The organism is Micromonospora sp. WMMD734 (assembly GCF_049178975.1).
Classification (GTDB): Bacteria; Actinomycetota; Actinomycetes; order Mycobacteriales; family Micromonosporaceae; genus Micromonospora; species Micromonospora wenchangensis.
On the sequence record NZ_JBMHMK010000001.1, the window covers coordinates 7002554 to 7020312 of the forward strand.

The window sequence follows — 17759 nt, forward strand, 5'->3', positions numbered from 1 at the left end:
CGGCCGTTCCTGCTGGTGGGGGCCGGTGTCTGGTTGCCGGGCGAGCGTCCGTTCGCCGGGCGCGGTACCGTTTCGAGAACGACTCTCGGGTTCGGGTGTCGATGTGTGCAACTTTTGGGCCCGGTCCGCCCGTCTCCTCTTCATGGGCGTGACGAATCCTCGTGACGAGTCCCTGTGCGCGACGAATGGAGCTGCTGGTGGGTAAGGCCGGCAAGAGCGGCGGGGACGGTAAGGCCGGTAAGGCCGGCGGGAGCGGCAGACGGTCGATCTGGTCCGGGGTGCCCCGCTGGGCGCGCGTATGCACCGTCTTCGGGGTCGTGCTGCTGATGCTCAGCGGCGCGGTCCTGGTGGGCTACGAGACGCTGCTGTCGCGCTACGAGGGTTCGGTGGGCAAGGCCGACCTCTTCGGCGACAAGGCAGCCGGGGCGCAGGAACGCAAGAGCAACGTCAAGGGTCCGCTGAACATCCTGCTGGTGGGCATCGATCCGCGGGACGCCAAGACCCCGCCGCTGGCCGACTCGATCATGGTGCTGCACGTGCCGGAGTCGTTGGATCGGGCGTACATTTTCTCGATTCCGCGTGATCTCTACGTCGACATCCCCAAGTTCGACAAGGCCGGCTACCGGGGCGGCTCCGGCAAGATCAACGGAGCGATGTCACACGGCAGCATCGTCGAGGGCAAGAACCCCAGCGCGGCACAGGGCTTCGAACTGCTCGCCAAGACCGTGCAGAAGGCGACCGGGATCACCCGGTTCGACGCCGGGGCGATCATCAACTTCACCGGTTTCCAGAAGATCGTCGACGCGATGGGCGGCGTCGACATGTACATCGAGCGGGACGTCAAGTCCGAGCACCGCGAGCCGAACGGCAAGCACCGCAAGGGCAACCCGTACGGCGAGGGGTACATCGGGCCGCAGGCGGTCTACAAGAAGGGCAACCAGCACCTCAGCGGCTGGCAGGCGCTGGACTACGTCCGGCAGCGCTACCCCCGCAACGGCGTCCCGGACGCCGACTACGGCCGGCAGCGGCACCAGCAGCAGTTCATCAAGGCGATGATCAGCCAGGCGTTCAGCGCCGACGTGGTGACCAACCCGATCAAGCTGGACCGGGTGATCCGGGCCGCCGGCCAGTCGCTGACCTTCAACGGCCGGGGCAACAGCGTGGTCGACTTCGCCATCGCACTCAAGGGCCTCCGCTCGGAGAACGTCGAGCTGATCAAGCTGCCCGGGGAGGGCATCGGCACCGGCAACGCCTACCGGGGGGAGCGGCTGCTGCCCGCCGCCGACGACTTCTTCGCCGCCCTCAAGAACGAGCAGTTGGACGCCTTCCTGCTGGAGCATCCGGAGTTCCGCAACAAGGTCAAGTGATCCCTGCGGGATGTCGACACCCCCCTCCGGCCAGCCGACACGCCGGAGGGTGGTGCAGGTCTCGGCACCCGCGTTGGGTCGGCGACGGCGATCCGACTAGACTTTCGGCAATCCGTCGCCGCAGCAAGGAGACAGCGTGGCACAGCAGCTTCACGTCGACCTCGTAGCCGTCGAGGAGAAGGTCTGGTCCGGCGAGGCCGAGATGGTCGTCGCCCGCACGACCGAAGGCGAGCTGGGTGTGCTGCCGGGGCACGCGCCGCTGCTCGGCCAGCTCGCCGAGCCCAGCCAGGTCCGGATCAAGCAGGCCGGCGGCCAGCAGGTCGCCTACGACATCACCGGCGGGTTCCTGTCGGTCGGCGCGGAGAGCGTCACAGTGCTCGCCGAGAGCGCCACCCCGGCCACTCCGGCCCGCTGAGCCCACCCGCCGATGGAGATCGTCGAAGGGATCGGAATCGGCATCGCGGTGATCCTCGCCGCGCTCCTGATCCTCTTCGTCCGGCGGGCCCTGGTCACCCGTAGCGGCGGCATCATCCGGCTGAGCGTGCGGGTCACCACCGTCCTGGACGGCCGGGGCTGGTCACCGGGCTTCGCGCGGTTCGTCGGCGACCAGCTTCGCTGGTACCGGATGTTCAGCTTCGCCCTGCGGCCCAAGCGGGTGCTCTCCCGCAAGGAGCTGGTGGTGGAGCGACGGCGGCTGCCCGAGGGCCAGGAACGGCTCTCCATGCCATCCGACTGGGTGATCCTCCGCTGTACCAGTCAACACGCGCCGGTCGAGATCGCCATGGCCCGATCCACGGTGACCGGTTTCTCCTCCTGGCTAGAGGCCGCCCCGCCCGGGGCGGCCTCGCCGCGTATGGCCTCCCAGGACTGGCCCGCCGCCTGACCCGGCCTGGCCCGCCTACCCACCCGGCCGCTGGCGGTCACGGTGCGGCGACGGCGGCCACCAGTTCGACCTCGTAGCCCTGCCGGTCGGTGAGGTAGGCGGCGTAGCTGTCCGGGCCGCCGGCGTGCGGGTGCCGGTCGGCGAACAGCAGCGTCCAGCCGTGGGCCGCGGCGTCGGCCACCAGCCGGTCCACCGCGTGCGGCGGACCGGCGTGGAAGGCCAGGTGGTTGAGGCCCGGGGCGCGCCGGTCGTGGGTCCGCCCGGTCAGCGCCGGGGACTCCTCGACGACCAGGTACGTCGGGCCGTGCCGCCAGGAACAGCCGGCCGGCCAGTCCTGGTACGGCGTCCAGCCCAGCTCACCGAGCAGCCAACCCCAGCTCCGCTTCGCGGCGGCCAGGTCGGGTACCCAGACCTCGACGTGGTGCAGCCCGCCCGTGCTCAGCGCCTGCCGCCGGGCACCCATAGCACATCGCCGCCCGGATTGGCCGTTCTTGACAGGATGAACAGCAGGTCGGAGAGGCGGTTGAGATACTTTGCCGGAAGGGAGCTGGTGCGATCCGGATCGTGGGCGACCAGGGCCCAGGCCGCCCGTTCGGCGCGCCGGGCGATCGTCCGTGCCACGTGCAGCAGCGCCGCGCCAGCGGTGCCGCCGGGGAGGATGAAGGAGTCGAGCTTGCCCAGTCGCCCGTTGTACTCGTCGCACCAGCCTTCGAGGCGTTCGACGTACTCCTCGGTGACCCGCAGCGGCGGGTACGCCGGGTTCGGCTCGACGGGGGTGGCCAGGTCGGCGCCCACGTCGAACATGTCGTTCTGGATCGACTCCAGCACGGCCCGCAGCTCGTCGTCGAGCTGCCCCAGGGCGAGCGCCACGCCGAGCGCGGCGTTGCACTCGTCGACGTCCGCGTACGCGGCGATCCGCGGATCGGTCTTCGGCACCTGCTCGTTGTTGCTCAGCCTGGTCGTGCCGGCATCGCCGGCCTTGGTGTAGATGCGCGTGAGGTGGACGGCCATGACGCACAGCCTACGGATACCGGACCTGACGATCCCGGCACGGCCCGCCCCGGCCGGTTGGCCGGTGGAGGTGGGACCGGGTGACGCCGGTGACCCGGCGGTCGACGACGTCGACGTCATCCGGGTCGGCGGTGACGCCCGGCTGACCGGCACGGTGCACGTCGTCGGGGCCAAGAACTCGGCGTTGAAGCTGATGGCGGCGGCGCTGCTGGCACCGGGGCGTACGGTGATCACGAACGTGCCCCGGATCACCGACATCGCCATCATGGGCGAGGTGCTGCGCCGGCTCGGCTGCGCGGTGCACTTCGCGGCGGACGACCCGGTGGACCCGATGGTCGGGTACGGCGGGCAGGCCCGGTCCCGCTCGGTCGTCATCGACGTGCCCGAGCAGCCCGGCGCGGACGCCGACTACGACCTGGTGCGTCGGCTGCGGGCGTCGATCTGCGTGCTCGGCCCGCTGCTGGCCCGCCGGGGGTACGTGCGGGTGGCCCATCCGGGCGGGGACGCGATCGGCTCCCGGGGCCTGGACATGCACATCGCCGGGCTGGCCCGGATGGGCGCGGAGGTCTCCGGTGAGCACGGCTTCGTCATCGCCGCCGCCCCGGACGGGCTGCGAGGGGCCGAGATCGTGCTGGACTTCCCCAGCGTGGGCGCCACCGAGAACCTGGTGATGGCGGCGGTGCTGGCCCGGGGTGTGACGACGATCGACAACGCGGCCCGGGAACCGGAGATCGTCGACCTCTGCACGATGCTCAACCGGATGGGTGCCCGGATCTCCGGCTGCGGCAGCTCGACGCTGCGCATCGCCGGGGTGCCCGCGCTGCGCCCGGTGCGGCACGCCACGGTGGGGGACCGGATCGTCGCCGGGACGTGGGCGTTCGGCGCGGCGATGACCCGGGGGGACGTGACGGTCACCGGGATCGACCCGGCCTACCTGGAGGTCGCGCTGGACAAGCTGGTGTCGGCCGGCGCGCTGGTGGAGACCCGGGGAGACGCCTTCCGGGTCCGCGCCGACGACCGCCCCGCCGCCGTGGACGTGGTGACCCTGCCCTACCCGGGGTTCGCCACCGACCTGTTGCCGATGGCGATCGGCCTGGCGGCGGTGAGCGAGGGGGCGTCCCTGATCACCGAGAACATCTTCGACGGCCGGTTCATGTTCGCCAACGAGATGGTGCGGCTCGGTGCCGACATCAAGACCGACGGGCACCACGCCGTGGTCCGGGGCCGCGACCGGCTCTCCGGTGCGCCGGTCCGGGCCACCGACATCCGGGCCGGTGCCGGGCTGATCATCGCCGGGCTCTGCGCGGACGGGGTCACCGAGGTGTCCCACGTGCACCACGTGGACCGGGGCTACCCGGACTTCGTGGCCGACCTGCGTGCGCTCGGGGTGGAGGTGGAGCGGGGTACCGTTCCGGAGGCCCCCGAGCTGACCATCTGACCCGCCCGCCGCTCCCGTCGCCGGTCCGACCGTCCGGGGCTTAGCGGTCGTTCAGGCTCGCCGACTAGGGTGCTGGCAGACACTCAATCGCAGGCGAGGGAGAAGCAGATGGCGGGTCGACTCGCGGTCGTCGGGGCCGGGCTGATGGGTTCCGGCATCGCCCAGGTGGCGGCGCAGGCGGGCTGGCAGGTGACCCTGCGGGACATCGACGACGCGGCCACGAAGCGCGGTGTGGACGGCATCCGGAAGTCGCTGACGAAGTTCGCCGAGAAGGGGAAGATCGACCCGTCCGAGGTCGAGGCCACGCTGGGCCGGATCACCCCGACCACCGAGCTGGAGGCGGCGGCCGACGCGGACATCGTGGTCGAGGCGGTCTTCGAGAAGATCGAGATCAAGCACGAGGTGTTCCGCGCGCTGGACAAGATCTGCAAGGCGGACGCGGTGCTGGCGACCAACACGTCGGCCATCCCGGTGACCCAGATCGCCACCGCCACGCAGCGCCCGGAGTCGGTCGTCGGCACCCACTTCTTCTCCCCGGTGCCGATGATGAAGCTGTGCGAACTGGTGCGCGGCTACAAGACCAGCGACGCGACCCTGGCCACCGCCCGGTCGTTCGCCGAGGAGATCGGCAAGACGGTGGTGGTGGTCAACCGGGACATCGCCGGTTTCGTCACCACCCGGCTGATCTGCGCGCTGGCCATGGAGGCGGTCAAGCTGGTCGAGTCCGGGGTGATGTCGGCCGAGGACCTGGACACCGCCTGCAAGCTGGGCTTCGGTCACGCCATGGGCCCGCTGGCCACGGTCGACCTGACCGGCGTGGACGTCCTGCTGAACGCCACGAGGAACATCTACACCGACACCGCCGACGAGAAGTTCTTCCCGCCGGAGCTGCTCCAGCGGATGGCCACCGCCGGCGACCTGGGCCGCAAGACCGGCCAGGGCTTCTACCCGTACTGAGCCCGGCCGACGTCGCCGGTGCTGCGGTGTCCCACCGGCGGACACCGCAGCACCGGCGCAACGTCTCGCTCGCGCCCGGCGGGTCAGCCGTCGCGCTTGGTGGTCCAGCGGAAGGTGGTCAGGCAGAGCACCAGGCCGATCACGCACCACAAGGCGAGGACCAGGGCGACCCGGCCCAGCTCGAAGGAGCCGCCGGGTTCCTGCGCGCCGAAGCTCTCCGGCAGGAAGACCGCGCGCAGGCCCTGGCACATCCACTTGAGCGGGAAGAACGCCGCCACCTGCTGCATCCAGGTGGGCAGGTCGGTGAAGACGAAGAACACCCCGGAGATGAACTGGAGCACCAGGGAGACCGGGGTGACCACGGCGGAGCCGCTGCGTGCGGTGCGGGCCAGCGACGAGATGGCGATCCCGCACAGGGTGCAGGCGGTCACCCCGAGCACGGCGACCCAGCCGAAGGTGAACCACTTGGCGGCGGTGGCCGGCAGGTCGAGGTCGAACAGCGCCACGGCGACCGCCAGCAGCAGCGCGGTCTCGGCGATGCCGATCGCCACCACCATGATCACTTTGCCGGCGAACCAGACCCACTTCGGCATCGGGGTGCCCCGGTAGCGCTTGAGCACGCCCCGGTCCCGCTCGATCGGGATCCAGATGCCGAGATTCTGGAAGCTCACCGTCATCAGCCCGGTCGCGATCATGCCGGTGATGAAGTACTGGGTGAACTTCACCCCGCCGCCGATCGTCCCGTCGAAGATCGACGCGAAGATCAGGATCATGATGATCGGGAAGCCCATCGTGAACACGACGGACTCCCGGCTGCGCAGGAACTGGGTGATCTCCAGCCGGCCCTGGCGCAGGGCGAGCGCCCCCGGCCCGACCCGCCGGCGGCCGGTGGTGGACGGGGGCGCCGGCTTCGTAGTGGTGGTCATCAGTGTCCGATCATGCTCAGGTAGACGTCTTCCAGGGTCGGCCGGGTCACCGTCAGACCGGGCACCTCACCGCCGAAGCGCGCGGCCAGCTCCGCCACCAGCGCGGTCGGCGTCGCACTCTGCGCCGTCTCCAACGTCCCGTCAGGCGTACGCCAGGAGACCGTCGCCAGCGCGTCCTGACGGTTGCCCAGCAGGTCCGGTGGGGCCACCTCGATCACCCGACCGGCGGCGATCACCCCGACCCGGTCGGCGAGCGACTCCGCCTCGTCCAGGTAGTGGGTGGTGAGCACGATGGTGGTGCCGGCGGCGGCCAGGTGGCGGATCAGCTCCCAGAACTCGCGCCGCGCCTCCGGGTCGAAGCCGGTGGTGGGCTCGTCGAGGAAGAGCAGCTCGGGGCGGCCGATGATGCCCAGCGCCACGTCGAGGCGGCGCTTCTGCCCGCCGGAGAGGGTGTGCGTACGGGCGTTGGCCTTGGCGCCCAACCCGACCCGTTCGACGACCCTGTCCGGGTCGTCCGCCTCGGGATAGAACCCGGAGAAGTGCCGCACCACCTCGGCGACGGTCAGCTCGTCGAACTCACCGGTGCCCTGGAGCACGATGCCGACCCGGGACCGCCAGTGGGCCGCCTGCCCCCGGGCGGTACGCGGTGCGCCGGCCCGTTGGCCGCGCGGGCGGGAGCCGAGGACGAGACCGGGGTCGGTGCCGAGCACACTCACCTCACCGGCGTCGCGCTGCCGGTAGCCCTCCAGGATCTCCACCGTGGTCGTCTTGCCCGCGCCGTTCGGGCCGAGCAGGGCGAACACCTCGCCCCGGCGGACGTCAAGGTCCACCCCCGCCACCGCGACGTTGTCGCCGTACGCCTTGCGCAGTCCCCGTACGGAGATCGCGAGCTCGTCTTCCATGCCGTCCAGTGTGCGACCAGGCCGTGCGGCGCGGCGGCCCGGGGTATGCCGGTCTCGGCCGGGTCGCGTCGCGGCGGCCCGGTCGTCCCCCGACCAGGGCCTGTGAGGTGTTGCACAACCGGGGACGTCCGGCGGTGCCGGGGATGTTCGGAGGTGCCTGGGAGGTTCGCTGCCAGGGGTTGTTCGGCGGTGCCGGGCACGGGGGCCAGGACCGGGCCAGGTCCGCTGGGCCAGGGCTGGGGCTGAGCCGGGCTGGGCCTGGTCCGTGCTGGGCCTGGTCGGGGCTGGGGCTGGGGCTGGGCCGGTCCGGGCTGGGCCTGGTCGGGGCTGGGGCTGGGTCCGGGCTGGCCTGGGCCGGGCTGGGGTCGGGCGGCGAGGCCGGGGCGTGTGGCCCCGGCCCCCGTGGTGGTCGGTCGGTCAGCGGCTCTGATAGGTCATGCAGTCGGCCAGGTCGTTGTCGGGGCCGACGGTGATCGCCGGGGCGCGGCACTCCAGCTCGGCGTTGTGCCGGCAGTCGGCCCGGCTGCACGCGCCCACCTGGGCGATGAGCCGGTCGAGACCGCCCCGTACCGGCAGCTCCACGAAGGTGTGGCAGTGCGCGTGGTCGGTGCTGCCGATGGTGATGGCGAACGCGTGGCAGTCGTTGGTGTGGTTGTAGGCGCAGGACGAGGCCGCGCACTCCTGAACCCGGGGCATTTCCAGCGCTGCGGTCATGACAACCTCGCTTTCGGTAGATATGCCACAAATGATAGGCATTGCTCCGGTGGGCGCGGGCCGTTCCTCCACCGATCCACCCACCGAAACCGCCCCCACCCCCGCCCCGCCCCTCCTTCCCTGCCCGCCCCCACCCGCTTCGACTCGGTGATCAAGAGAATTGCGGGCAGGGAGAGCGCTCTCAGTGACGCAAACCTCTTGATCGCGCCGCGAAGCTCTTGATCGCGCCGCGAAGCTCTTGATCGCGCCGCGAAGCTCTTGATCACCGGCGCGGGCCGGGTGGGCCGGTACGCATCAGGTCGGCCGGACGGGTCGGCTGGACGCCGGCTGGGCCCGACATGGCTGGTGCGTCGAGTGGGCGCGTAGGCGTCTCTTCTGCCGGACATATCCCGTTTGGTGTGGGCGAATCGTCACCGGTGTCCGATACGGGGTCGCCGGGATGGGGCGTCCCGTGACCGGCGGCACCCCGACGGCGGAATCCCGGCCGGCCCGTGGTCGTTACACCCTCCGTACGACCGTAGGAGCGCCCCGCCCGGCCGGACCGGAGGTGGGCAGTGCCCCGGAATGATGCGGGGCCCCCGGTCGTTACATCGGGTTCCGGCGTGAGCGGCAGGGCCCGCCGGAGACCTACCGACTTTCCCTCATGAGCGCCTCGTCGTGGTGCTTACGCCCCCACCGCCGGCTCCGCCGGTGGCCCCGGTCCCCCGACCGGTCGGGTGGCGTCGACCCCTCGAAGGAGCATCCCCCATGAACACCACCATGCTGCGTAAGAGTGTTCTCGGTATCGCCGGTCTGGCCGTCGCCGGTGGTCTGGCCGCCGGCCCGCTCAACCACGACACCCCCACCATCGACACCCGCCCCGTCGCCGCCGTCCAAACCGACAAGCCCGCCGTCGACACCGCCAAGCTGATCCCGCACGGTGTGCAGGGCGACCAGTCCCGCATCGACCTCAACGACGAGCAGACCGGCAACGCCAAGGCGATCATCGCGGCGACGAAGAAGGCCGGCATGGACGAGCGTGCCGCGGTGGTGTCGATCGCCACCGCCCTGCAGGAGTCGAAGCTGGAGAACCTCGGCCACCTCGGCGACCGCAACGACCACGACTCCCAGGGCCTGTTCCAACAGCGCCCGTCGAGTGGCTGGGGCACGGTGGAGCAGATCACCGACCCCGAATACGCCACCCTGGCCTTCCTCAAGGGCCTCAAGCAGGTCGACGGCTGGCAGGACATGCCCCTGACCAAGGCCGCCCAGACGGTGCAGGTGTCGGCGTACCCGGACCACTACGCCCAGTGGGAACAGCAGGCCGCCGACCTCGTCGCCGAGCACTGGAACAGCTGACCCTGCGTACGACACGATGGCCGGCACCCAGCACGGGGTGCCGGCCATCGGCGTACGTGGCGGGGGGTCAGACCCGGTAACCGGCGGCGCGGGCCGCCTCGCGTTCCTGGCGACGGCCCCGGCGTCGGCGCAGGAACCAGACCACGAACGCCACCATGCCCAGTAGGAACGCCAGCACCAGCACCGGCAGGATGATCGCCACCAGGGACATCAGCACGCTCGTGGCGTCCTCGGCGGTGCTGGCGACCGGTGCGCCGAAGCCTGCGGTGGTCGCGTTGACCACCGGCCGGGCCGCCGCCTTGAACAGGTGCACCCCGAGCGCGATGGCGACCCCGGCGGCCACCGGCACCCACTGGTGGGACGAGAAGAACCCGCCCGGGTCGCTGACCGTCACCGTCTCCGAGCCCGACCCCGCGCCGAACGCGAGCCCGCCGGCGGTGGGGCGGACCACCGTCTGCACGACGTCGTTGACGTGGTCGACCACGGGCACCTTGTCGGCGACGACCTCGACCGCGAGCAGCGCTGCGAGGATCGCCAACACCCAGCCGTTGCTGAGCCACTGCCAGCCGCTCGGCAGGTCGATCAGGCTCGTGTAGCGGGCGAGTAGACCCATGGTGAGCAGGGGGATGTAGGCGTTGAGACCCGCCGAGGCGGCGAGCCCGGTACCGGTGAGGACTTCGAACACCATCTCAGCATCGCACCGGCACGCCAGTGCCGCGCGACGGTGACCGGCCGGTCCTCGGCTACCCTCGTCGGGTGCGTCTGGTGATTGCGAAGTGCTCGGTGGACTACGTCGGACGGCTCTCGGCGCACCTGCCGCTGGCCACCCGCCTGCTCATGGTCAAGGCGGACGGGTCGGTGTCGATCCACGCCGACGACCGCGCGTACAAGCCGTTGAACTGGATGAGCCCGCCCTGCCGGCTGGAGGAGGCCCCCGGCGTGTGGCGGGTGGTCAACAAGGCCGGCGAGGAACTGCGGATCACCCTGGAGGAGGTCTTCCAGGACACCTCATACGAGCTGGGCGTCGACCCGGGGCTGCGCAAGGACGGCGTCGAGGCGCACCTGCAGGAGTTGCTGGCCGCCAACCCGGAGACGCTGGGGGAGGGCTTCACCCTGGTCCGGCGGGAGTACATGACCGCGATCGGCCCGGTCGACCTGCTCTGCCGGGACGCCAACGCCGGCGCGGTCGCCGTCGAGGTGAAGCGACGCGGTGAGATCGACGGCGTCGAGCAGCTCACCCGCTACCTCGAACTGATGAACCGCGATCCGCTGCTCGCCCCGGTGAGCGGTGTCTTCGCCGCCCAGGAGATCAAGCCGCAGGCCCGGGTCCTCGCCACCGACCGGGGCATCCGCTGCGTGGTGGTCGACTACGACCGGCTGCGCGGCATCGTGCGCGACGAACTGACCCTGTTCTGACCATCCGCCCGGCGGGCCGCGCCTACGGGCGGGGTCAGCGGCGGCCGTACAGGGCCTTGGTGACCTTGACGATCCGGGCCACGTCGGCCGGGGTCCGCTCGAAGGTCATCGCGGGCAGCAGCGAACGGGCCCGTCGCCTGGTGACCGACTTGGCCCGGCCGAACTCGCGCAGCCCGTCCTCACCGTGGATCCGGCCGAAGCCCGAGTCGCCCACCCCGCCGAACGGCAGCGTGGACATGCCGGCGAAGGTGAGCGCCGAGTTGACCGACGCCATCCCCGAGCGCAGCCGCCGGGCGATCGCCACCGCGTCGCGCCTACCGAACACCGACCCCCCCAGGCCGTACGGCAGGGCGTTGGCGCGGCGTACGGCCTCGTCGGCGTCGGCGACCCGGGTGATGGTCACGGTCGGGCCGAAGGTCTCCTCGCGGATCGCCGACGCGGAGTCGGGGACGTCGACCAGCACGGTCGGGTGCACGTACGGCGGCTGGACGGCGGCGGGACCACCCACCACGGCCCGCCCCCCGGCGGCGATGGCCTCGTCGATGTGCCGGCGGATCACGTCGAGCTGGCCCGGCATGGTGATCGGGCCGAGGTCGGCGGAGTCCGCGCCGACGGTCAGCCGTTCGGCGCGGGCGACCACCTTGCCGACGAACTCGTCGTAGACCGGTGCCACCGCGTAGACCCGTTCGATGCCGATGCAGGTCTGGCCGGCGTTGGTGAGCGCGCCCCAGACGCACGCCTCCGCGGCGGCGTCCAGGTCGGCGTCGGCGTCCACGATCATCGCGTCCTTGCCGCCGGCCTCCAGCAGCACCGGGGTCAGCGACTCGGCGCAGGCGGCCATGACCCGGCGGGCGGTGGCCGTGGAGCCGGTGAACGCCACCTTGTCGACGCCCGAGCGGCACAGCGCCGCGCCGACGTCGCCGAGGCCGTGCACCGCGGTGAAGACCGGTTGCTCCGGCACCACCTCGGCGAACGCGTCGACCAGCCACTGGCCGACGACCGGGGTGTACTCGCTGGGCTTGAGGACCACCGCGTTGCCGGCGGCCAGCGCGTAGGCGGCGGATCCGACCGGGGTGAAGACCGGGTAGTTCCACGGGCCGATCACCCCGACCACGCCGTGCGGCTGGTATTCGAGGTGGCCGGAGAACTCGGCGAGGATCAGCCGGGAGCGGACCCGGCGGGGCCCCAGCACCCGGCGGGCGTTGCGGGCCGCCCAGTCGATGTGCTCGATGGCGGTGAGTACCTCGACGACGGCGTCCCCGACGGGCTTGCCGCCCTCGACGTGGATCAGCTCGGCCAACTCCTCGACCCGCCGGGCGAGCAGGGCCCGCCAGTGCAGCAACCGGGCCCGGCGACCGGTGAAGCCGAGCCCGGCCCACCACTGCCCGGCCGTGCGGGCGCGGGCGACCGCGTGGCCGACCTCCTCGGCGGTGGCGACCGGCACGCTGCCGGCCTCGTCGCCGGTGGCCGGGCTCGTCGAGACCAGCCGACCGGCGGAGATGACCGGGACCCCCGGGACCTGCACAGCCGTCATGGCGGCAGTCTAGCCCCGGAGGCTACCCGCTGGTAGTTGTGAACACCGCTCAGCTATCGCTCCGTCGCCGCCTGTTCGGTGGACACCGGATGGCCGGCAGGGGTCGCGGAGATGGCCGGGCGGGTGGTGAGCTGGTTACGCGGAGCTGGCAGGCTGACCGCGGGGCGACGGTGGGTGGGGAGCTGACTGTCCATGCAGGATCATCCGGAACTGATGCCACTGCTGACGGTGGCCGCTGGCCCGATGCGCGGGGCCAGCTTCCGCGTCCGGCCCCAGCCGCAGGTGATCGGCCGGGCGCCGACCGCCGACATCGCGGTTGCCGACGCGCACCTGAGCCGGCGACACGCCGAGGTGCGGCTGACCGACGACGGGGTGATCCTGGTCGACCTGGGATCGACGAACGGCACCTGGCTCAACGACCGGCGGATCGCCGACGCCGAGCCGCTCACCGACGGCGACGTGATCCGGCTCGGCCGTACCGAACTGCGCTACTTCGACCCCGGACTGGCCACCACCGACCCGGTCGGCCTGCGCTTCGCCGGAGGGTCCGTCGGTCGTCGGGACCACCGGCCCACCCTGCCCCTGCCGTCGCGCGCCCCGGGCCCCGCCGACGCCCTGCCGGCCGCCCCGGTCCCCGCACCCAGCGGCGTCGACGCCTGAGGCGGATCCGGGACCGACCTCCCCCGCGCCGGTCCCGGCGGATAACCTTAGCGTTCGTTCATGCCGGCAGCGGCGGAATCAACCAGGGGAGGCCGGTCGTGGCGCGGGAGTTCACCAGGGTGGGCGTGGTGGGTCTGGGCACCATGGGTGCCGGCATCGTCGAGGTGTTCGCCCGCAACGGCGTCGACGTCGTCGCGGTGGAGATCTCCCCGGACGCCCTGGCCCGGGGCCGGGCCACCCTCGCCCGGTCGACCGACCGGGCGGTGGCGCGGGGCAAGCTGGCCGCTGCCGACCGGGACGCCCTGCACGCCCGGGTCGACTTCCAGGTCGGGCTGGACGCGCTGCACGCGGTGGACCTGGTTGTCGAGGCGGTCCCCGAGCGCCTCGACCTCAAGCGGCGGATCTTCACCGAGCTGGACCGGATCTGCCGGCCCGACGCCATCCTCGCCACCAACACCTCCTCGCTGAGCGTCACCGACATCGCCGTCGCCACCGGCCGCCCCCACCAGGTCGTCGGCCTGCACTTCTTCAACCCGGCACCGGTGATGAAGCTGGTCGAGGTCGTCCGTACGGTGGTCACCGCCGCCGACGTGGTCGACGACGCCGAGGCGCTCTGTGCCCGGCTCGGCAAGGTCGGCGTGACGATCGGCGACCGGGCCGGGTTCATCGCCAACGCCCTGCTGTTCGGCTACCTCAACCAGGCGGTGGGCCTGTTCGAGGCCCGCTACGTCACCCGTGAGGACCTCGACGCGGCGATGACCCTCGGCTGCGGCCTGCCGATGGGCCCGCTCGCCCTGCTGGACCTGATCGGCCTCGACACCGCGTACGAGATCCTGAACACCATGTACCGGCACGGCGGGCGCAACCGCCGGCACGCCCCGACGCCGCTGATCCGGCAGATGGTCACCGCGGGGCTGCTCGGCCGCAAGACCGGACACGGCTTCTACACCTACGACAAGCCGGGCTCGGCGAAGGTCGTACCCGACGCGTCGACCCCGACCGCCGCCGCCGCGCCGGCCAGCACGGCCGTGACCAGGGTCGGTGTCGTCGGCTCGGGGACCACGGCGGCCGATCTCGCCGCGGTGTTCGCCGCCGCCGGCCACCAGGTGGTCGCCGTGGGCGCGGATGGGCCCGCCGGGACCGCCGAAGCGGTCCGGGCCGGGCTCGACGAGGGCGTCACCCGGGACGATCCCGACCCGGCCGGCCGGGACGCCGCGCTGGCCCGGATCACCTGGGCGGACGCGCTGGAGCAACTCACCGACGTCGACCTGGTGGTCGAGGCGACGGCGGGAGATCTGGACACCACCCGGACGCTTTTCGCCCGCCTCGACGAGGTCTGCAAGCCGGGCGTGCTGCTCGCCACCACCACCTCCACGCTGCCGGTGATCGAGCTGGCGATGGCCACCCGCCGTCCCGCCGACGTGCTCGGCCTGCACTTCTGCGCCCCGGTGCGGGCCCGCACGCTGGTCGAGGTGGTGACCACCGTGCGGACCTCGCCGGAGGCCACTGCCACCGCCCGCGCGGTCTGCGCCGCCCTCGGCCGGACCACGCTGGTCTGCGGCGACCGGGCCGGCTTCGTGGTCGACGCGCTGCTCTTCCCGTACCTCAACGACGCGGTGCGGATGCTGGAGGCCGGGTACGCCACCGCCGACGGCATCGACCACGCGATGACCCTCGGCTGCGGCTACCCGACGGGCCCCTTCGCGCTGCTCGACGCGATCGGCCTCGACGTGACGCTGGCCGTGCAGCGGGCGCTGTACCGGGAATCGCGCGAACCGGGCCTGGCCCCCGCGCCGCTGCTGGAGCACCTGGTCACCGCCGGCCGGGGGTTCCGCGAGCACACCGGACGCTGAATCCGGGGCGATCGACCTCACCCCGCCGGGACGCCGGGCTGACCGTAACCTTGGCACGGTGAGCCCCCGTCGCAACCGTCCCCGCCGTGAGGACACCGGTCCGTTGGACGCCGAACGGGCCCGGCACGGCGTGGAGTCCGTGCAGCAGTGGCGCGACGGCGAGTGGCAGGTACGCGGAATCAGCGGCGGGGCGTCCGTCAAGACGTACCGCTGCCCCGGGTGTGACCAGGAGATCCGACCCGGGGTGGCGCACCTGGTGGCCTGGCCGGCCGACGGCGCGGGCGACCTCACCGACCGGCGGCACTGGCACAACGGCTGCTGGCGGGCCCGGGACCGGCGGGGACCGAACCTGCTGCGCGGCCGGGGCGCTCCCCGTTACGGCTGACCGGTCCGCGCGCGGAGTTCCTGGTGATCCGGGTCCCTGGCGATCCGGGTCCCTGGTGGTCGGGGTCCCTGGCGGTCGGCTGGTCGGGCGATCCGGGTCACCCCGGTTGCGCCCCGGGCGCGCGTCCGCGCCGACGTCGCGGCAGACTGGGGCGGTGAGCACACCGATCCGCGCGTCGTCGATCCTGCCCGGCCACCGGGAGGACATCGAGCTGCACACCGCCGACGGCCTGCGCCTCGTCGGCGAGCTGGCCCGTCCGGCCGACCGGGACCCGGTGGGCACCCTGGTCTGTCTGCACCCGCTGCCCACCCACGGCGGGATGATGGACAGCCACGTCTTCCGCAAGGCGGCCTGGCGGCTGCCCGCCCTGGCCGACCTGGCGGTGCTCCGGTTCAACACCCGGGGCACCAGCAGCGTCCGGGGCACCAGCGAGGGGGCCTTCGACAACGCGGTGGGCGAGCGCTTCGACGTCGCTGCCGCGATCGAGTACGCCGAGTTCCACGAGCTGCCGAACATCTGGCTGGTGGGCTGGTCGTTCGGCACCGACCTGACCCTCAAGTACGGCTGCGACCCGGCGGTGGCCGGGGCGATCCTGCTCTCCCCGCCGTTGCGTTTCTCGAATCCTGGGGACCTGGCCGTCTGGGCGGAGTCGGGCCGGCCGCTGACCGCGCTGGTGCCCGAGTTCGACGACTACCTGCGCCCCGACGAGGCCCGGCAACGCTTCGCGGCGGTGCCGCAGGCCGAGGTCGTCGGCGTGCCCGGGGCCAAGCACCTGTGGGTGGGCGACGCCGAACGGGTGCTCGACGAGATCGTCAGGCTGGTGAACCCGGCAGTGCCACTGCCGCTGCCGACCAGCTGGGACGGCCCGATGGAGACCGGCGACGTCAGCGCGTACGCCGACCGGACGGTGGCCGCCTTCGCCGACACCCCCGTGCCGGGGCCCGCCGCCGACTGAGCCCCTTCCGGTCGGCTCAGCGGCGGTCCTGGCGGGGGAGCACCACCTCGCGCAGGATGAGCTGGAGGGCGGCGACGACCGGGATGGCGATCAGCGCGCCGACCACCCCCATCAGCGCCACCCCGAGCAGGGCGGCGAGCAGCGCGGCCACCTCGTTGACCTCCACTGACCGCCGCATGATCTTCGGATAGATGAGGTAGTTCTCCACCTGCTGGTAGAGCACGAAGAAGACCGCGCAGGCGATGCCGATCGGCAGCGCGGTGGCGAAGCCGACCAGGCTGACGACCACCGCGCCGAGGGTGGCCCCGATCTGCGGGATCAGGTCGGTCACCGCCACCACCACGGCCAGCGCGAACGGGTAGGGCAGCCCGACGACCAGGGCGAAGACGAAGCTGGTCGCGCCGGCCAGCACCGCGATGCTCAGCGCTCCCACCATGTACGCGCCGACCTTGGTGAGGATCTCGTCGCCGATCAGGCTGACCCGCTGCCGACGTGACCTCGGCACCAACGCGTACCCGAGGTCGCGCAGCCGGTCGAAGTAGGCGAGGAAGTAGATCGTCAACACCAGCACGGTGAGCACCCGGAAGATGGTTCCGAAGATCAACTGTGCGCCGCCGAGGACCCCGCCGAGCGCCCGGCCCACGGTGTCCGCGTTCGCCAGCGCCTGCACGCGCTGCATCACGTCGTAGCGGACCACCAGGTCGTTGACGGTGCGGTTGCGGCGCAGCTCCTCGACGTAGCTGGGGAGCTGGTCGATGAACTGCCCGGTCTGGGTCACCACCGGCGGCACCAGCGCCACCAGCCCGGCGACGATCAGCAGCACCAGGGTCAGCGCCACCACCGTCACCGCCAGCCCGTGCGGCAACCCCCAGCGGCGCAGCCGCACCACCGCCGGGTTGAGCCCCACCGCCAGGAAGAGCGCGATCACCACCAGGACCAGGATGCCGCCGGCATTGCGGATCCCCAGGAACACGGTGTACGCCAGCAGCACGCCGAGGGCCCCGGTGAAACCGACCAGGAAACTGCTGCGGCGCAGTGGCCGCCCGGGTCGACCGAACCGCCCCGAGCCGGTGGCGACCGACCCGGCGGAGCCGTCCCCCGGCACGTCGTGGGCAGGTACGTCCGGCACCGTGGTGGGGGCGTCGGTGGCCCGGCCGATCGATGCGGCGGGCTCTCCGCGCGTGGCGGGCTCTGCCCCGGTGGTGCGCTCTCCGGTCGTGCCGGGCGGCGGCTCGGAGCGGGCCGTCACCGGTTCCGCCCCGGTCCGGGCCGTCGGTACGCCCGCAGGGGCGCTGTCCCGGGTCGCGTCGTCGCGGGCCGGGCCGTGCTGTGCCACCGAACCTCCCCAGTTCCGCCCTCGGCATGGCAGACCGGAGCGGATCAGCCGACCCACCCGGCGACCACCTACCGTACGGGCTCC

The 17759-nt window shown here is 72.2% G+C and carries 19 protein-coding genes; 11 read left to right on the top strand and 8 right to left on the bottom strand.

Annotated elements, in window-relative coordinates; all coding sequences use genetic code 11:
* Positions 1–185: 185 nt before the first annotated feature.
* The 3 genes from ACN267_RS30635 (at position 186) to ACN267_RS30645 (ending at position 2250) form a co-directional block, all read left to right on the top strand.
* Entirely contained in the window at positions 186–1367 is a 1182-nt protein-coding gene (locus tag ACN267_RS30635; protein ID WP_204958219.1) for an LCP family protein, read from the top strand.
* 136 nt (positions 1368–1503) lie between these two features.
* The gene (locus tag ACN267_RS30640) at positions 1504–1782 is read left to right on the top strand and encodes a F0F1 ATP synthase subunit epsilon (RefSeq protein ID WP_067312863.1); all 279 of its coding nucleotides are present in this window, start codon (positions 1504–1506) and stop codon (positions 1780–1782) included.
* 12 nt (positions 1783–1794) lie between these two features.
* Complete coding sequence (locus ACN267_RS30645; RefSeq protein ID WP_088642779.1) at positions 1795–2250, top strand: DUF2550 domain-containing protein; 456 nt, start codon at positions 1795–1797, stop codon at positions 2248–2250.
* A 37-nt stretch (positions 2251–2287) separates the two neighbouring features.
* On the opposite strand, the gene ACN267_RS30650 is transcribed toward ACN267_RS30645, so the two are convergent.
* The gene (locus ACN267_RS30650; protein ID WP_421490206.1) at positions 2288–2713 is read right to left on the bottom strand and encodes a VOC family protein; all 426 of its coding nucleotides are present in this window, start codon (positions 2711–2713) and stop codon (positions 2288–2290) included.
* Entirely contained in the window at positions 2689–3261 is a 573-nt protein-coding gene (locus ACN267_RS30655; protein ID WP_421490207.1) for a cob(I)yrinic acid a,c-diamide adenosyltransferase, read from the bottom strand. The genes ACN267_RS30650 and ACN267_RS30655 overlap by 25 nt, the downstream gene beginning before the upstream one ends.
* Here ACN267_RS30655 and murA point away from each other — a divergent pair.
* Both murA and ACN267_RS30665 read left to right on the top strand, forming a co-directional pair.
* The gene (gene murA, locus ACN267_RS30660) at positions 3260–4699 is read left to right on the top strand and encodes a UDP-N-acetylglucosamine 1-carboxyvinyltransferase (protein WP_421490208.1); all 1440 of its coding nucleotides are present in this window, start codon (positions 3260–3262) and stop codon (positions 4697–4699) included. The two genes, ACN267_RS30655 and murA, sit on opposite strands and share 2 nt — an antisense overlap.
* Positions 4700–4807: 108 nt before the next feature.
* On the top strand, positions 4808–5656 hold the full coding sequence (locus tag ACN267_RS30665) for a 3-hydroxyacyl-CoA dehydrogenase family protein (RefSeq protein ID WP_204958009.1): 849 nt from the start codon (positions 4808–4810) through the stop codon (positions 5654–5656).
* Between the two features lie 83 nt (positions 5657–5739).
* Here the strand turns inward: ACN267_RS30665 and ACN267_RS30670 are convergent, their stop codons facing one another.
* From ACN267_RS30670 to ACN267_RS30680, 3 genes are all read right to left on the bottom strand, one after another.
* Positions 5740–6582 (bottom strand): ABC transporter permease, encoded by an 843-nt coding sequence (locus tag ACN267_RS30670; protein ID WP_204958010.1) that lies wholly within the window; start codon positions 6580–6582, stop codon positions 5740–5742.
* Positions 6582–7484 (bottom strand): ABC transporter ATP-binding protein, encoded by a 903-nt coding sequence (locus ACN267_RS30675; protein WP_421490209.1) that lies wholly within the window; start codon positions 7482–7484, stop codon positions 6582–6584. Before ACN267_RS30675 ends, ACN267_RS30670 begins: the two co-directional genes overlap by 1 nt.
* 417 nt (positions 7485–7901) lie before the next feature.
* Positions 7902–8198: a DUF1540 domain-containing protein gene (locus ACN267_RS30680; RefSeq protein WP_204958012.1), complete on the bottom strand. Its 297-nt coding sequence runs from the start codon at positions 8196–8198 to the stop codon at positions 7902–7904.
* Between the two features lie 747 nt (positions 8199–8945).
* Between ACN267_RS30680 and ACN267_RS30685 the strand changes: the two genes are divergently transcribed.
* Entirely contained in the window at positions 8946–9536 is a 591-nt protein-coding gene (locus tag ACN267_RS30685; protein ID WP_421490210.1) for a hypothetical protein, read from the top strand.
* A gap of 67 nt (positions 9537–9603) precedes the next feature.
* Here ACN267_RS30685 and ACN267_RS30690 read toward each other — a convergent pair whose 3' ends face one another.
* Positions 9604–10221: a DUF4126 domain-containing protein gene (locus tag ACN267_RS30690; RefSeq protein WP_204958220.1), complete on the bottom strand. Its 618-nt coding sequence runs from the start codon at positions 10219–10221 to the stop codon at positions 9604–9606.
* Between the two features lie 71 nt (positions 10222–10292).
* Between ACN267_RS30690 and nucS the strand changes: the two genes are divergently transcribed.
* On the top strand, positions 10293–10952 hold the full coding sequence (gene nucS, locus ACN267_RS30695; protein WP_204958014.1) for an endonuclease NucS: 660 nt from the start codon (positions 10293–10295) through the stop codon (positions 10950–10952).
* Between the two features lie 34 nt (positions 10953–10986).
* Here nucS and ACN267_RS30700 read toward each other — a convergent pair whose 3' ends face one another.
* Positions 10987–12486: an aldehyde dehydrogenase family protein gene (locus ACN267_RS30700; RefSeq protein WP_204958015.1), complete on the bottom strand. Its 1500-nt coding sequence runs from the start codon at positions 12484–12486 to the stop codon at positions 10987–10989.
* A gap of 192 nt (positions 12487–12678) precedes the next feature.
* On the opposite strand from ACN267_RS30700, the gene ACN267_RS30705 reads away from it, so the two are divergent.
* From ACN267_RS30705 to ACN267_RS30720, 4 genes are all read left to right on the top strand, one after another.
* Positions 12679–13146 (top strand): FHA domain-containing protein, encoded by a 468-nt coding sequence (locus ACN267_RS30705; RefSeq protein ID WP_204958016.1) that lies wholly within the window; start codon positions 12679–12681, stop codon positions 13144–13146.
* Positions 13147–13244: 98 nt separating this feature from the next.
* Positions 13245–14999, top strand: a complete 1755-nt coding sequence (locus ACN267_RS30710; protein ID WP_204958017.1) for a 3-hydroxyacyl-CoA dehydrogenase family protein — start codon at positions 13245–13247, stop codon at positions 14997–14999.
* 58 nt (positions 15000–15057) lie between these two features.
* Positions 15058–15384 carry a hypothetical protein gene (locus ACN267_RS30715; RefSeq protein ID WP_281894711.1) on the top strand — a complete coding sequence of 109 codons (327 nt, stop codon included), beginning with the start codon at positions 15058–15060 and terminating at the stop codon, positions 15382–15384.
* A gap of 154 nt (positions 15385–15538) precedes the next feature.
* Positions 15539–16339, top strand: a complete 801-nt coding sequence (locus ACN267_RS30720; RefSeq protein WP_421490211.1) for an alpha/beta hydrolase — start codon at positions 15539–15541, stop codon at positions 16337–16339.
* A gap of 16 nt (positions 16340–16355) precedes the next feature.
* Here ACN267_RS30720 and ACN267_RS30725 read toward each other — a convergent pair whose 3' ends face one another.
* A complete protein-coding gene (locus ACN267_RS30725) occupies positions 16356–17444 on the bottom strand; it encodes an AI-2E family transporter (protein ID WP_204958222.1) in 1089 nt (362 codons plus the stop codon).
* Positions 17445–17759 lie beyond the last annotated feature (315 nt).